This is a genomic window from Actinacidiphila sp. bgisy160, from assembly GCF_965342435.1.
Classification (GTDB): Bacteria; Actinomycetota; Actinomycetes; order Streptomycetales; family Streptomycetaceae; genus Actinacidiphila.
This window is the reverse complement of record NZ_CBDRCM010000009.1, coordinates 1-14,454: the sequence shown is the minus strand read 5'-3', so window position 1 is coordinate 14,454 and position 14,454 is coordinate 1. Positions and strand designations below refer to the sequence as shown.

Below are 14,454 nucleotides of genomic sequence, written 5' to 3'. Positions count from 1 at the left end.
GCGCGGTACCCGGCAATTGTCCCAGAGAAAAATGAGTGGTAGCGCGTGGGATACTGAGGGTTGATCTCTGATCCCTCTCAGGAAGCACCCATCCCATGGCCTCGGTCAACTCGCTTTCCGCCTCGATCCAGCAGCGCGTCGCTGACGCCCTCGGTGCCGATCCGCTGCTGCGACGTAGCGACCGGGCCGACTTCCAGGCCAACGGTGTTCTGGGCCTCGCCAAGCGGAACAAGGCGAACCCGCGGGAGCTGGCCGCCCAGGTCGTCGAGGCCCTCCCGGCCGGCGATGAGCTGATCGCCTCCGTCGAGGTCTCGGGACCGGGCTTCCTCAACATCACCGTCGCGGACGCCGCGATCACCCGCACGCTCGCCGCCCGGGCCGCCGACGACCGGCTCGGCGTGCCCGCGAAGGCCGCGCCCGGCACCACGGTGATCGACTACGCGCAGCCGAACGTGGCCAAGGAGATGCACGTCGGCCACCTGCGGTCCTCCGTCATCGGCGACGCGCTGGTCAAGATCCTCGAGTTCGAGGGCGAGACGGTGATCCGGCGCCACCACATCGGCGACTGGGGCACCCAGTTCGGCATGCTCATCCAGTACCTGGTGGAGCACCCGCACGAGCTGGACCACGGGGCGTCCGAGGCCGGCGAGGAGGCCGGTGAGGCCTCCATGTCACGCCTCAACCGGCTCTACAAGGCCTCCCGGACGGTCTTCGACGCCGACGAGGAGTTCAAGACCCGCTCCCGCAAGCGCGTCGTCGACCTGCAGGCCGGCGACCCGGAGACGCTGGCGATGTGGCAGCGCTTCGTGGACGAGTCGAAGATCTACTTCAACTCGGTCTACGACAAGCTCGACATCGAGATCCGCGACGAGGACGTCGTGGGCGAGTCCGGTTACAACGACATGCTCGTGGAGACCTGCAAGCTGCTGGAGGAGTCCGGCGTCGCCGTGCGCTCCAACGGCGCGCTGTGCGTCTTCTTCGACGACGTCAAGGGCAAGGACGGCGAGCCCGTCCCGCTCATCGTGCAGAAGGCCGACGGCGGCTTCGGCTACGCCGCGACCGACCTGTCCGCGATCCGCGACCGCACCGCGGACCTGCACGCCGACACGCTCCTGTACGTCGTGGACTCCCGGCAGGCCCTGCACTTCAAGATGGTCTTCGAGACGGCCAGGCGGGCCGGCTGGCTGACCAACGAGGTCACGGCGCTCCACATCCCGTTCGGCACGCTGCTCGGCAAGGACGGCAAGCCGTACAAGACCCGGTCCGGAGAGACCTTCCGGCTGGTCGACCTGCTGGACGAGGCGGTGGAGCGCGCCGCGACCGTCATCCGGGAGAAGTCCTCGGAGCTGACGGACGAGGAGGTCGCGGACCGGGCCAAGGAGGTCGGCATCGGCGCGATCAAGTACGCCGACCTGTCCACCTCGCTCGGCCGGGACTACGTCTTCGACCTGGACCGCATGGTCTCGCTCAACGGCGACACCAGCGTGTACCTGCAGTACGCGTACGCCCGTATCCAGTCGATCCTGCGCAAGGCGGGCGACACGAAGCCGGCCGCGCACCCCGAGCTGCCGCTGGCCCCGGCCGAGCGGGCGCTCGGCCTGCTGCTGGACGAGTTCGCGGAGACCCTGGCGGGCGTCTCGGAGACGTACGAGCCGCACAAGCTGGCCTCGTACCTGTACGCGCTGGCCTCGGCATACACCACCTTCTACGACCAGTGCCCGGTCCTGAAGGCCGAGACCCCGCAGCTGCGGGAGAACCGCCTGTTCCTCTGCGACCTGACCGCCCGCACCCTGCGGCAGGGCATGTCGCTTCTCGGCATCCGCACGCCCGAGCGCCTCTGACGCACCCCGCGCCCGTACGACGGCGGCCCCGACGGCAGTCACAACCTCCCGTCGGGGCCGCCGTCGTCAGTGGCCACGCCTCCATTCACGCCCATGGCGTGCTCCCAACCAGCTCCCGAAGCTCGCGCAGGACCCGGCCGGCCGGTCCCTGGGCCTCGACCTCCCGCCCGGCACGCTCCTCGACGCCACGAGCGACGGCCGCCGGCACGAACCTCTGCTCCGGCACGCGGAAGGGCCCGCCGAGCCCGGCTCCTGGGAACGGCTGCTCCCCACGCGGATGCCGGCGGGGCCGCACCCGGTGCTGCTCTCCATGGAACCGGCACTGCCCGCCACCAGGGATCTGGACCCCGGAGCGATGTCCTGTCCGGGCGACCACGACGCCGACGAGGTCCTGGCCGGTCTCTGGGGGGACAAGGACGAGGACGAGGACAGGGACGCGGGGGACCTGGTCGCCCCGTTGGGCCGGACGTGGCCCGGCCTCGCCCCGGCGCGGGAGTTCGAGGCCGACCCGGACGTCAGGGCGGCCGAGGTCGCCGCCTCCGTGGTCGAGGCGGGGTGGATCAAGGACCCCCGAGCGGCCCTCGCCCCGCCCGGCGCAGCGCCGACGTCCCCGTGGCCATCGGCTGGGGGGCCGTGCAACCACCAGAACGACGTGGCCCGGCTCTGTTCGGTCCCGCGTTCCTGGGAGGAGCGCTTCGGCGTGCGCGTCGTGGCCGTGGCCTTCGACGTGCTCGTCCTGTCCATGGCCGCACCGCCGGCCACCGTGGAGGAGGCCGAGTCCGTGGCCGCCGGGCACGCCGCCTTCTGTTCCGGACAACGTCACCCAGGGCAGCGGCTCGCTCCGCGCGTACGCGGAGTCCCTGGTGGACGCGCCCGCTGGTCCTTCTGGTGGGACTGGACGGTCCCCGGCCGGGCCCGGGGTACGGGTGTCCTTCCCCGCGGTGGAAGGACACCCCCGAGACGACCCGGTCAGGACCGCTCAGCGGCGGCGATGCCGCTCAGCGGCGGAAGTGCCAGCGGTGGTCGTGGCGGTGGTGGCGGTGGTGCCAGCGCGGGTGGTGCCGGTGGTGACGGTGGTACCAGCGGCCGTCACGCCCCCGGTCGCGGCCGAACTCACGGCCGCCCCAGCCGCGGTCACCGTGGTACCGGTACTCGCCGCCCCGGCCGCGGTCACCGTGGTACCGGTACTCGCCGCCCCGGTCATGTGTCGCCTGGGTGGTGTGCGACACCGCCGCCGTGGGCGGCGTTGCGGCGCCGGCGGCGCCGGCCCCGCCCAGCAGGACGGCGGCCGCGACGCCCAGCGCGGCGGCGAATCGGGGAATCCGCATCGCGGTTCTCCTTTCACGGCGGAGGCCCTTCTGCCTCCGCCTGCTGTGGACTTGCTGTGAATTTCCCACCCACATCAGCCGTTAAGTCCGAATCAGCACCAAAGCCGCTGGATGTAATGAAATGCCGGGCAGCATGGAACCGCACCGCCCACGCCCGCGTCCTGCGCGCGATCATCTGAGGGCGCCACGTCAGGGCGGGCGTGAAGGGCGCCGCCCTCAACCTTCGGCACGTGACCGCCCCGACCGCAGACCCGGCCGGGCGCGATCACTCCTCTGCCGCCGATGGCGCCCCGGCCGGTGCCCCATGTGCGCCGGGCGCTCCGCGACCTGACGGTGCGTGCGCCACGCCCCGGTCCCGGCGGCCGTCGGCACGCCCTCGACGGGGAGAACGCCCGGCGCGCGTCGACGGTCGTACCGGCGACCGAGGTGGCCGCGCTCAGAGCTGCGCGGCCACCTCGGTCGCCCAGTAGGTCAGGATCAGCTGGGCGCCGGCCCGTCGGATGCCGGTCAGGGTCTCCATGATCGCCCGGTCCCGGTCGATCCAGCCGCGCTCGGCGGCCGCCTCGACCATCGCGTACTCTCCGCTGACCTGGTACGCCGCCACCGGCACGTCCACCGACTCGGCGACCTTGGCCAGCACGTCCAGGTACGGCAGCGCGGGCTTCACCATCACCATGTCGGCGCCCTCGGCGATGTCCAGCGCCAGCTCGCGCAGCGACTCGCGCAGGTTCGCCGGGTCCTGCTGGTAGGTCTTGCGGTCGCCCTTCAGCGAGGAGCCAACGGCCTCGCGGAACGGCCCGTAGAACGCCGACGCGTACTTGGCCGTGTAGGCCAGCATGGACACGTCCTGGTGACCGGCGGCGTCCAGGGCGCCCCGGATCACGCCGACCTGACCGTCCATCATGCCGCTGGGGCCCACGACGTGGACGCCGGCGTCCGCCTGGACCCGGGCCATCTCGGCATAGCGCTCCAGGGTCGCGTCGTTGTCCACCCGGCCCTCGGAGTCCAGCACGCCGCAGTGGCCGTGGTCGGTGTGCTCGTCAAGGCACAGGTCGGACATGACCACCAGCGCGTCACCGACCTCGCTGATCACGTCACGGATCGCCACCTGCAGGATCCCGTCCGGGTCCGTGCCGGGCGTGCCGACAGCGTCCTTCTTCTCGTCCAGCGGCACCCCATAGAGCATGATCCCGCCGACGCCCGCCTCCGCCGCCTCGACGGCGGCCTTGCGGAGGGTGTCCCGGGTGTGCTGCACGACGCCCGGCATGGCGGAGATCGGCACGGGCTCGTGAACGCCCTCACGGACGAAGGCGGGCAGGATCAGCTCGGCCGGGTGCAGCCGGGTCTCCGCGACGAGGCGGCGCATCGCGGGCGTCGTGCGCAGCCGCCTGGGCCTCGTACCGGGGAACTGACCGTATCCGCTTCCGTTTCCGTTCATCACCGCGCCGCGCCTCTCTCCGTCCCGGGCCGTTTCCGCGTTCCACGGTACGCCCGTACGCGCCGTGCTCATGCCGACCCGTTGTCGGCCCCGGAACGCGGCGGCCCCCGGCTCCGCCGAGGGAGCCGGGGGCACACGGAACGAACCGCGGGATGCGTCAGACGCGGGCCCTGCGCCGGGACCCGGGACGGCGCTCGCTGGGACGCGTCACGGGGTCGCCCGCGGCGACCGCCGCCTCGCGCCGGCGGACGCCGAAGTCCGCCAGCGCCTGCGCGAGCGCGTGGACGGACGGCTCCGGGGCCATCACGTCCACCCGCAGCCCGTGCTCCTCCGCGGTCTTCGCGGTGGCCGGGCCGATGCAGGCGATCACCGTCACGTTGTGCGGCTTGCCGGCGATGCCGACGAGGTTGCGCACCGTGCTGCTCGAGGTGAACAGCACCGCGTCGAACCCACCGCCCTTGATCGCCTCACGGGTCTCCGCCGGCGGCGGAGAGGCCCGCACGGTCCGGTAGGCGGTGACGTCGTCGACCTCCCAGCCGAGCTCCACCAGGCCCGCCACGAGCGTCTCCGTCGCGATGTCGGCGCGCGGCAGGAAGACCCGGTCGATCGGGTCGAAGACGGGGTCGTAGGGCGGCCAGTCCTCCAGCAGGCCCGCGGCGGACTGCTCGCCGCTGGGCACCAGGTCCGGCTTCACACCGAACTCCACCAGCGCCGCCGCGGTCTGCTCGCCCACCGCCGCGACCTTGATCCCGGCGAAGGCGCGCGCGTCGAGCCCGTACTCCTCGAACTTCTCGCGGACGGCCTTGACCGCGTTCACCGAGGTGAAGGCGATCCACTCGTACCGTCCGGTGACCAGGCCCTTCACCGCGCGTTCCATCTGCTGCGGGGTACGGGGCGGCTCCACCGCGATCGTGGGCACCTCGTGCGGCACGGCACCGTAGGAGCGCAGTTGGTCGGAGAGGGACGCGGCCTGCTCCTTGGTCCGCGGGACGAGCACCTTCCAGCCGAACAGCGGCTTGGTCTCGAACCAGGAGAGCAGCTCGCGCTGCGTGGTCGGCTCGCCGACCACGGCTATCGCCGCGATCGGGCCCTCCGGCGTGGGCAGCGCCTTCGTCGCCTTCAGCTCGGCCGCGATCGTCGACAGCGTCGCCGTCCAGGTGCGCTGACGGGTCGTCGTACCGGCCACGGTCACCGTCAGCGGGGTGTCCGGCCTGCGGCCCCCGGAGACCAGCTCCGCCGCGTTGGCGGCGACGGTCTGCAAGGTGGTGGAGACGACCAGGGTCGCGTCGCTGGCGCCCGCCTCGCTCCAGCACCGCCCGGACGCGGTCGCGGCCTCCACGAACCGCACGTCGCCGCTGAGCGGGACGCCGGCGTACGCGGGCACGCCCACAGCCGCGGCGACGCCCGGCACGACCTCGAAGGGGATGCCGGCTCGCGCGCAGGCGAGCATCTCGGCGGCGGCCGCGGAGTCGAGTCCGGGGTCGCCGGCGATCGCACGGACCACCCGCTTGCCGGAGCGCGCGGCGGCCATGAAAAACTTGGCAGCGGCGGCCGAAGGGCTCAACTCCCCCTCGGCGTCGCCCGGCTGCGCCGTGTCCACGCCCGGCCGGGCGTGGGTCCGTACGACGTCCAGCACGTGCTGGTCGCCGACCAGCACATCGGCGTGGGCGAGCGCCTCGACGGCGCGCAGGGTCAGCAGCCCGGGGTCACCGGGCCCGGCACCGAGGAAGGTGACGTGCCCGAGGGCGGAACCCGGCGTACCCGTGCCCGCGGTCCCGGTGTGGGCCGCGGCTGCCGCGGTACCCGTCCTGCCTGCCGTGCCGGCCGGTCCTTCCGGCCCGGCCGCGGTGGCGTCTACGGTCGTGTTGGTCGCTGCGGCGGCGGTGGGGCTCAAAGTTCGCGCTCCCCCATAAGACCGGCCGCGCCCTTGGCGAGCATCTCGGCGGCGAGCTCGTGACCGAGGGCCACGGCTTCGTCCCGGGATGCGGGGGTCGGACCGGTGATGGACATCTGCACCAGCGAGGAGCCGTCGGTCGTCCCGACGACACCGCGCAGGCGCAGCTCGGTGATGGGCTCGCCGACGCCTTCGAAAGCAGGCTCGGCCAGCGCGCCCACGGGCGCGGAGCAGCCGGCCTCCAGGGCGGCGAGCAGTGCGCGCTCGGCGGTCACGGCGACCCGGGTGAACGGGTCGTCGAGCCCGGCGAGCACGGAGGCGAGCCCTGCGTCGGCCGCAGAGCACTCGACGGCCAGCGCCCCCTGTCCGGGAGCGGGCAGCACGACGTCGGAGGAGATCAGCTCGGTGGCCTCCGAGAGGCGGCCCAGCCTGATGAGTCCGGCGGCGGCGAGCACCACGGCATCGAGGTCGCCTGAGGCAACATATCCGATGCGCGTGTCGACGTTGCCGCGGATCGGCACGGTCTCCACGCGCACCCCCATCGAGCGGGCCCAGGCATTCAGCTGCGCCATGCGGCGCGGCGAGCCGGTGCCGATGCGGACGCCCCGGGGAGAGGCGGCCAGCTGCTCGAAGGTGAGGCCGTCGCGCGCGATCAGCGCGTCGCGCGGGTCCTCACGGAGGGGGACCGCGGCAAGGGTGAGGCCCTCGGGGTCGGCGGTCGGGAGGTCCTTGAGGGAGTGGACGGCGAAGTCGATCTCACCGCGCAGCAGCGCGTCGCGCAGGGCGGAGACGAAGACGCCGGTACCGCCGATCTGCGCCAGGTGCTCGCGCGAGACGTCGCCGTAGGTGGTGATCTCCACCAGCTCCACGTCACGGCCGGTGATCTGGCGGACCTGCTCGGCCACCATGCCGGACTGCGCCATCGCCAGCGCGCTGCGCCGGGTTCCCAGTTTCAGTGCGGTTGGGCTCGTCATGCCCGCCCTCGATTCGAGTCACTCGTTGCTGAAGCAGCCGACGCCGCCGGCGGGACGGCCGCGGAGGGGATCACCGGGGTGCCCGGTGAGTCGGCCCTGCTGACCGCGGCGACCGCCTGGGGGTCCAGGTCGAAGAGTTCGCGCAGCGCGTCGGCGTACCCGGCGCCGCCGGGCTCTCCCGCGAGCTGCTTGACCCGCACAGTAGGCGCGTGCAGGAGCTTGTCGACGACGCGGCGCACGGTCTGGGTGACCTCCGCGCGCTGCCGGTCGTCCAGGTTGGGGAGGCGGCTGTCGAGGCGCGCCAGTTCGGTGGCTACCACGTCCGCTGCCATGGCGCGCAGGGCCACGACGGTCGGCGTGATGTGCGCGGCGCGCTGGGCGGCGCCGAAGGCGGCCACCTCAGCGGAAACGATCTTTCGCACCTCGTCGACGTCGGCGGCCATCGGGGCGTCGGCCGCGGCCGCGGCGATCGTCTCCAGGTCCGTGACGTGGGCGCCGTCCAGGGAGTGCACCAGCGGGTCGATGTCGCGCGGCAGGGCGAGGTCGAGCATCCCGATGGGCGCGACGGGCTCGCCGCCGGAGCGCAGGGCCCGCGAGAGCGTGGCGCGGGCGACGGTGTCGGCGGTGAGCACCAGGCCGGTCGCCCCGGTGCAGGACACGACGATGTCGGCGTACGCCAGCTCGCCGGCCAGGTCGTCCATAGGCGCGGCACGTCCGCCAATGCTCTCGGCGAGGCGCTCGGCGCGCTCGTGCGTGCGGTTGACGACCACGATCTCGCCCGCCCCCGCGCGGGCCAGGGTGGCCGCGGCGAGCGAGCTCATCGAGCCGGCGCCGACGACGAGGGCGCGCTTGCCCTTGCCCCACTCCTCGAAGGGGACGCCGCCGATGGCCTGGGCCATCTGCTCCAGCCCGAAGGTGACCAGCGACTGCCCGGCCCGGTCGATCGCGGTCTCGGAGTGCGCGCGCTTGCCGACCCGCAGCGCCTGCTGGAACAGGTCGTTCAGGGACCGGCCTGCGGTGTGCAGCTCCTGGCCGAGGCCCAGGGTGTCCTTGATCTGGCCGAGGATCTGGCCCTCGCCGACGACCATGGAGTCCAGACCGCAGGCGACCGAGAACAGGTGGTGGACGGCCCGGTCCTCGTAGTGCACGTACAGGTGCGGGGTCAGCTCGTCGAGACTGACGCCGCTGTGCGTCGCGAGCAGCGTGGACAGCTCGGCGACGCCGGCGTGGAACTTGTCGACGTCCGCGTACAGCTCGATGCGGTTGCAGGTGGACAGGACCGCGGCCTCGCTGGCGGGCTCGGCGGCCATGACGTCGAGCAGCAGCTTGCCCTTGGTGTCCTCACCGAGCGCCGCGCGCTCCAGCACGCTGACGGGGGCGGTGCGGTGGCTCAGTCCGACGACGAGGAGGCTCATGCCGGCATCACGGCGGGGACGTCCCCGTCAGGTCCCGGACGGCCGCTGCCGTCGCGGGCCGCCTTGGCCGCCACCGGGGGCGCCGTGAGGCTGCCCTCCAGCTCCTCGCCGGCCTTGCGCTGCTCGTGGAAGGCGAGGATCTGCAGTTCGATGGAGAGGTCGACCTTGCGGACGTCGACCCCGTCGGGGACGGTCAGCACGGTCGGGGCGAAGTTGAGGATCGAGGTGACGCCGGCGCCCACCAGCCGGTCGCAGACCTCCTGGGCCGCCCCGGCGGGCGTGGTGATCACGCCGATGGACACCTGGTTGTCCTGAACGATGCCCTCCAGCTCGTCCGCGTGCCGCACGGGCAGCCCGGCGATGAGCCGGCCGGTGAGCTGAACGTCCGCGTCGATGAGCGCGGCGATGCGGAAACCGCGGGAGGCGAAGCCGCCGTAACCGGCGAGCGCGGCCCCGAGGTTTCCCATGCCGACGATGACGACCGGCCAGTCCTGGGTGAGGCCCAGCTCGCGGGAGATCTGGTACACGAGGTACTCGACGTCGTAGCCGACACCGCGGGTTCCGTACGAACCGAGGTAGGAGAAGTCCTTGCGCAGCTTGGCGGAGTTCACCCCGGCGGCGGCCGCGAGTTCCTCCGAGGAGACGGTGGGCACCGATCGCTCGGACAGCGCGGTCAGGGCCCGCAGGTACAGCGGGAGCCTGGCGACGGTGGCCTCGGGAATCCCTCGGCTGCGGGTCGCCGGTCGGTGAGTTCGGCCAGTTGCCACGATGCTCCTGCGGGTAGAGCTGGGCTGCAGGCGGCACCCGTCTTTGGGACCGCCCCGTGCACGCCAGGCTATGTCTTTGTGAACGCGTGCACAAAGATGGTGTCCGATTTGCCCGGGAGAAGTGACAGGCATCACGCACCCCCATTGCAGGCATAAGAAACGTTCTGCTGCGACGGAACGTTCCACGCGGGCGCCCGGTCGGCGCCCCGGCGCCCCACCCACAGCGCGTCCGCTCCGGCGAGTTGCGGCCATTCGACGGCCGTCGCGCGCGCCAGCGCCTTCTCGGCCTGCACGGGCCCACCCGGGTGGTCCAGGACGTACGAGGCGAACAGCCGGGCCGTCGTGCGGGCGTCCCCGAGCGCCGTGTGCGCGGTCCAGCCGGTCAGCCCGGCCGCCTCGGCGCACGCCAGCAGGCTCAGCCCGCCCGGCGCGGGCTCGCGCAGCGCGGCCATCCGCATGGTGCACAGTTCGGGAACGACGGGGAACTCCACCCCGAGCCGGGCGTACTCCGCCGCCAGGAACGCGCGGTCGCAGCCGACGTTGTGCCCCACCAGCACCCGCCCGCGCAGCAGCCCCAGCAGCCTCGGGGCGATCTGCCCGAACAGGGGAGCGCCGACCGCCTCGACGTGGCGCGACTCGATGCCGTGGATATGGGTGGGGCCGACCGGCCCCTCGGGGTCGACGAGGGTGGAGAACTCGCCCTCGTGCACGAAGTCGCGGTCGAGCAGCACCACGGCCAGCTCGACCACCCGGTGGCGCCGCGAACTGGAACCGGTGGCCTCCAGATCGACCACGGCGAAACCGCCGCGCGCCTGAAGCCTTCCGGGGAGCACGCAGTCACCGTCCTTACTCACGCACCCCCGCTGTACAAAACGCCTTGATGGTAAACGAGCACCTGCGTCCAGAGGAACACGCGCAAATCGCCCACCTGTCGCACCAGGGCCCTCAGGCGCCCAGCCCGCGCCGCAGCCGGCCCTCGTCGACACGCCAGAAGGTGTGCTGTTCCCCGTCGATGAGGACGACCGGGATCTGCTCCCAGTACCGGTCGTGCAGCTCCTCGTCGCGCGTGATGTCCCTCTCCTCGAAGCGCGCGCCCAGGTCGTCGACGACCCTGCGGATCACCGTCCGCGCGTCGTCGCACAGGTGGCAGCCGGGTTTGGCGATCAGCGTCACAGTCCGATCGGCCGGGGTTTTCCGGTCATTGCGGGCGTCGCGTCCGAACAGAGGGCTCATGCCGGCCATTCTGCCCCCGCCAACCGCCGACCCGCGGTAACACCCTCGTCGCGAGGAGTTCATTCACCTGCTCCATCGGTGCACCGGAGTTGCCCAACGGACTGGCTATGCTCGCCTCATGGCCGCTCTGCGATGGCTCACCCCCCGTAAGCGCTCCGCCACCGCGCGCAGCGTGCTGGCCGGCGAGGCCGCGGCCGAGGCCGCGCTCGCGGCACCCGCGGAGAAGGAGGACGGCCGGGCCGGCGTCCCGGCGTTCCCGGTGGCCGGCGATCCGCACGCGGCCGCCTTCTTCGACCTGGACAACACCGTGATGCAGGGCGCCGCGATCTTCCACTTCGGGCGCGGCCTGTACAAGCGGAAGTTCTTCCGGAGCCGCGACCTCGCGCGCTTCGCGTGGCAGCAGGCGTACTTCCGGATCGCCGGGTCCGAGGACCCCGAGCACATGCAGGAGGTGCGGGAGAGCGCGCTCACGATCATCAAGGGGCACCGCGTCGAGGAACTCATGTCCATCGGCGAGGAGATCTACGACGAGTACATGGCGGACAAGATCTGGCCCGGCACCCGCGCGCTCGCCCAGGCCCACCTCGACGCCGGCCAGCGGGTCTGGCTGGTGACCGCCGCCCCGGTCGAGACGGCCACGATCATCGCCCGCAGGCTCGGCCTCACCGGCGCCCTCGGCACCGTCGCCGAGCACGTCGACGGCGTCTACACCGGCCGATTGGTCGGCGAGCCGCTGCACGGCCCCTCCAAGGCCGAGGCCGTCAAGGCACTCGCCGCCGCGGAGGGACTCGAACTCTCGCGCAGCGCCGCGTACAGCGATTCGTCGAACGACATCCCGATGCTGTCGCTCGTCGGACATCCATACGCGATCAATCCCGATACGCGTCTGCGTAAACACGCGCGCGAAATGGGCTGGCGGCTGCGCGATTACCGTACGGGCCGCAAGGCGGCGAAGATCGGCATCCCGGCGGCCGCAGGTGTGGGCGCCGTGGCGGGCGGCGCGGCCGCCGCGATGGCCCTGCAACGCCGCCGCCGCTAGGAACGCGGGCGACACGCCCGGGTCCCCCTCTTGCGCCCCGTCGGTTCACGCTGGGCCACACAGCCACAACACGCTCTCCACGCGAGCATTTCACGACGCTATGTGGTCAACACCGTTTCGATGTTCGATAATTGCTCGATCACCATTCCGCCAGAGAGTGGGCGGAACCGACGATTTCAGCAACTGGGTGTAGCGTCGCCTGTACGAAGCGTTATTCTCCTCAGACGCAAGCCGGTACCCACACGTCGCTACGACGGGTGAACGGTTCCGTACTGCACGTGATGGAAGTTCTGCCTCTGGGAGTCCCGTGTACCCACACACCGGGGTTGACGCCTCTGGCCTGGCTACGCTGCGCGCACTGGTGGCTGAGCACCTGCTGCGCGTCGTCCCCGCGTATGCCGTGCCCGTCCCCGCACTCGCCACGGCGGCAGCGCCCGCCGGCCGCGCCTACGCGCTGGCCGACGGCCGGGCCACGGTCGGCAGGCGATCCCGCAGCACCCAGCAGGCCGACCGGTCCACGGGCGCCACCCCGCGCCGTCCGGCGGCCGACAGCGACAGCGGACGCATGATGGATCTGGTCGAGCGCGCCCAGGCGGGCGAGACCGAGGCCTTCGGGCGGCTCTACGACCACTACTCCGACACGGTCTACCGCTACATCTACTACCGCGTCGGGGGCAAGGCCACCGCCGAGGACCTGACCAGCGAGACCTTCCTGCGCGCCCTGCGCCGCATCGGCACCTTCACCTGGCAGGGCCGTGACTTCGGCGCGTGGCTGGTCACCATCGCACGCAACCTGGTGGCCGACCACTTCAAGTCCAGCCGCTTCCGGCTGGAAGTGACCACCGGGGAGATGCTCGACGCCAACGAGGTCGAGCCCAGTCCGGAGGACTGCGTCCTGGAGGCGCTGTCCAACGAGTCGCTGCTCAGGGCCGTCCGCAAGCTCAACCCCCAGCAACAGGAGTGCGTGACCCTGCGTTTCCTGCAGGGGCTCTCGGTGGCGGAGACGGCCCGCATCATGGGCAAGAACGAGGGCGCGATCAAGACCCTGCAGTACCGGGCCGTACGGACCCTCGCCCGGCTGCTCCCCGACGACGCGCGATGAGCGCGATGGATGGATCTTCATCTTGCGACTGCCTCCACGGTCAGATCATCATGACTGCGTAACCCAACTCGGGCGGCACTCGTTGCATCACATGCGGACCCCCCAATGCCGTGCCCTGCCCGCTTCCGATCACTCGATCGGGTGGAAAGGCTCAAGGTGCACAACCTTGAAGGCACTACGGGGAGTCGAGGTGGATGACGAGAGGAGGTGCCGCCCGTGATCGCGAATCCAACGGCGCACCGGCGGGCCAACGCCTTCGCCGACGCCCTCGAGGGCGAAGGCCCCCAGACGGGTGCCGGCGTACAGCACGGCGCCCACGCCGCGGACCGGCATGCGGATCCGGACCAGGACACGTTCCTGGTCCTGGCGGACGCCCTGCGGGACGTGCCGCGACCGACGCTGGACCCGGAGACCAAGACCGTCCAGCGTGCCCAGTTGATCGCCGCCATGGAGGCCGCGCTCGCCGACGGCACGCTGACGGTTCCCGTACAGCGCGACGGCGGCCGGGGCGCGCACCGTGCCGACGGCCACGGTCTCGGCAAACTGAAGCCGCGCTCCGCGTGGTCGCGCAGGCTCGCCGCCGGCGGCCTCTCGGTCGGTGTGGCGGCCGGTGCCCTCGGCGGCGTCGCCGCGGCGAGCACGGACGCGCTGCCCGGCGACACCCTCTACGGCCTCAAACGGGGCATGGAGGACATGCGCCTCAACCTCGCCGACGACGACGCCGACCGCGGCAAGGTCTATCTCGACCTCGCCTCCACCCGGCTCCAGGAGGCCCGCCGCCTCATGGAACGCGGCCGGGGCGGCGAGCTCGACGACGAGTCCGTGGGCGAGATTCGCAGGGCGCTGTCAGGGATGCAGCAGGAGGCCTCCGAGGGCCACCGGCTGCTCGCCGCCGCGTACCGCAAGGACGGTTCGCTGCAACCGATCGAGACGCTCTCCGCGTTCTCCAGCAACCACCGCAGGGGCTGGACCGAACTGCGCGGCAAGCTCCCCTCCCGGCTCGACGACGTGGGCAACAAGGTCACTTCCGTCTTCGACGCCATAGAGGACGAAGTGGCCCCGCTGCAGAAGCTGTTGCCGCCCTCCACCGGGACCGGCGACAGTGACGGCCGCGGCATCCCGGGCAGCGGCGACCGCTCCGCGAGCGGCACCCGGGGGCCCTCACCCTCGGTCAGCGGGTCGGCGAGCGGCTCCGCCGAGGAGCGCGACGGCGACAAGGCCGGCCCGTCGGCGTCACGCAGCTCGGACAACGGCCTCATCGGCGGCACGGGCGATCTGCTCGACCCCACGCCGAGCAGCGGTTCCCCGGGCGACGACGGCCACCAGCCCTCGGTCACCCTCCCGCCGCTGCTGCCGGGGCTGCTCCCGGGCCTCGGACTCAGCGCCGAGGACGACGGGGGCGACTGAGCACGCACCGCACGGG

12 protein-coding genes and 1 pseudogene are annotated in these 14,454 nt (G+C 72.1%); 5 read left to right on the top strand and 8 right to left on the bottom strand.

Annotated features, from left to right (window positions below; genetic code table 11):
* The first annotated feature begins 95 nt into the window (after nt 1-95).
* Together argS and ACRWNP_RS10520 are read left to right on the top strand one after the other, a co-directional pair.
* Nucleotides 96-1,841 (top strand): arginine--tRNA ligase, encoded by a 1,746-nt coding sequence (argS, locus tag ACRWNP_RS10525; RefSeq protein WP_431960818.1) that lies wholly within the window; start codon nt 96-98, stop codon nt 1,839-1,841.
* Between the two features lie 277 nt (nt 1,842-2,118).
* Nucleotides 2,119-2,724 (top strand): annotated as a pseudogene (locus tag ACRWNP_RS10520) (DUF4253 domain-containing protein); the annotation flags it as partial.
* Nucleotides 2,725-2,839: 115 nt separating this feature from the next.
* On the opposite strand, the gene ACRWNP_RS10515 reads toward ACRWNP_RS10520, so the two are convergent.
* The 8 genes from ACRWNP_RS10515 to ACRWNP_RS10480 all read right to left on the bottom strand — a co-directional run bounded on the left by ACRWNP_RS10515 (nt 2,840) and on the right by ACRWNP_RS10480 (nt 10,899).
* Nucleotides 2,840-3,169: a hypothetical protein gene (locus ACRWNP_RS10515; RefSeq protein ID WP_431960979.1), complete on the bottom strand. Its 330-nt coding sequence runs from the start codon at nt 3,167-3,169 to the stop codon at nt 2,840-2,842.
* Nucleotides 3,170-3,605: 436 nt separating this feature from the next.
* Nucleotides 3,606-4,607 carry a porphobilinogen synthase gene (hemB, locus tag ACRWNP_RS10510; RefSeq protein WP_431960817.1) on the bottom strand — a complete coding sequence of 334 codons (1,002 nt, stop codon included), beginning with the start codon at nt 4,605-4,607 and terminating at the stop codon, nt 3,606-3,608.
* Between the two features lie 157 nt (nt 4,608-4,764).
* A complete protein-coding gene (locus ACRWNP_RS10505; protein ID WP_431960816.1) occupies nt 4,765-6,501 on the bottom strand; it encodes a uroporphyrinogen-III synthase in 1,737 nt (578 codons plus the stop codon).
* The gene (hemC, locus tag ACRWNP_RS10500) at nt 6,498-7,475 is read right to left on the bottom strand and encodes a hydroxymethylbilane synthase (RefSeq protein ID WP_431960815.1); all 978 of its coding nucleotides are present in this window, start codon (nt 7,473-7,475) and stop codon (nt 6,498-6,500) included. The genes ACRWNP_RS10505 and hemC overlap by 4 nt, the downstream gene beginning before the upstream one ends.
* Nucleotides 7,472-8,890, bottom strand: coding sequence for a glutamyl-tRNA reductase (locus tag ACRWNP_RS10495; protein WP_431960814.1), 1,419 nt, complete (start codon nt 8,888-8,890; stop codon nt 7,472-7,474). Before ACRWNP_RS10495 ends, hemC begins: the two co-directional genes overlap by 4 nt.
* Nucleotides 8,887-9,657: a redox-sensing transcriptional repressor Rex gene (locus tag ACRWNP_RS10490; protein WP_431960813.1), complete on the bottom strand. Its 771-nt coding sequence runs from the start codon at nt 9,655-9,657 to the stop codon at nt 8,887-8,889. The genes ACRWNP_RS10495 and ACRWNP_RS10490 overlap by 4 nt, the downstream gene beginning before the upstream one ends.
* A gap of 131 nt (nt 9,658-9,788) precedes the next feature.
* Nucleotides 9,789-10,511 (bottom strand): 3'-5' exonuclease, encoded by a 723-nt coding sequence (locus ACRWNP_RS10485; RefSeq protein WP_431960812.1) that lies wholly within the window; start codon nt 10,509-10,511, stop codon nt 9,789-9,791.
* Nucleotides 10,512-10,602: 91 nt separating this feature from the next.
* Nucleotides 10,603-10,899: a glutaredoxin family protein gene (locus ACRWNP_RS10480; protein ID WP_431960811.1), complete on the bottom strand. Its 297-nt coding sequence runs from the start codon at nt 10,897-10,899 to the stop codon at nt 10,603-10,605.
* A gap of 109 nt (nt 10,900-11,008) precedes the next feature.
* On the opposite strand from ACRWNP_RS10480, the gene ACRWNP_RS10475 reads away from it, so the two are divergent.
* The 3 genes from ACRWNP_RS10475 (at nt 11,009) to ACRWNP_RS10465 (ending at nt 14,438) form a co-directional block, all read left to right on the top strand.
* A complete protein-coding gene (locus ACRWNP_RS10475) occupies nt 11,009-11,929 on the top strand; it encodes an HAD family hydrolase (RefSeq protein WP_431960810.1) in 921 nt (306 codons plus the stop codon).
* Between the two features lie 307 nt (nt 11,930-12,236).
* The gene (locus ACRWNP_RS10470; RefSeq protein ID WP_431960809.1) at nt 12,237-13,031 is read left to right on the top strand and encodes an ECF subfamily RNA polymerase sigma factor, BldN family; all 795 of its coding nucleotides are present in this window, start codon (nt 12,237-12,239) and stop codon (nt 13,029-13,031) included.
* 216 nt (nt 13,032-13,247) lie between these two features.
* Complete coding sequence (locus ACRWNP_RS10465) at nt 13,248-14,438, top strand: DUF5667 domain-containing protein (protein WP_431960807.1); 1,191 nt, start codon at nt 13,248-13,250, stop codon at nt 14,436-14,438.
* The last annotated feature ends 16 nt before the right edge of the window (nt 14,439-14,454 follow it).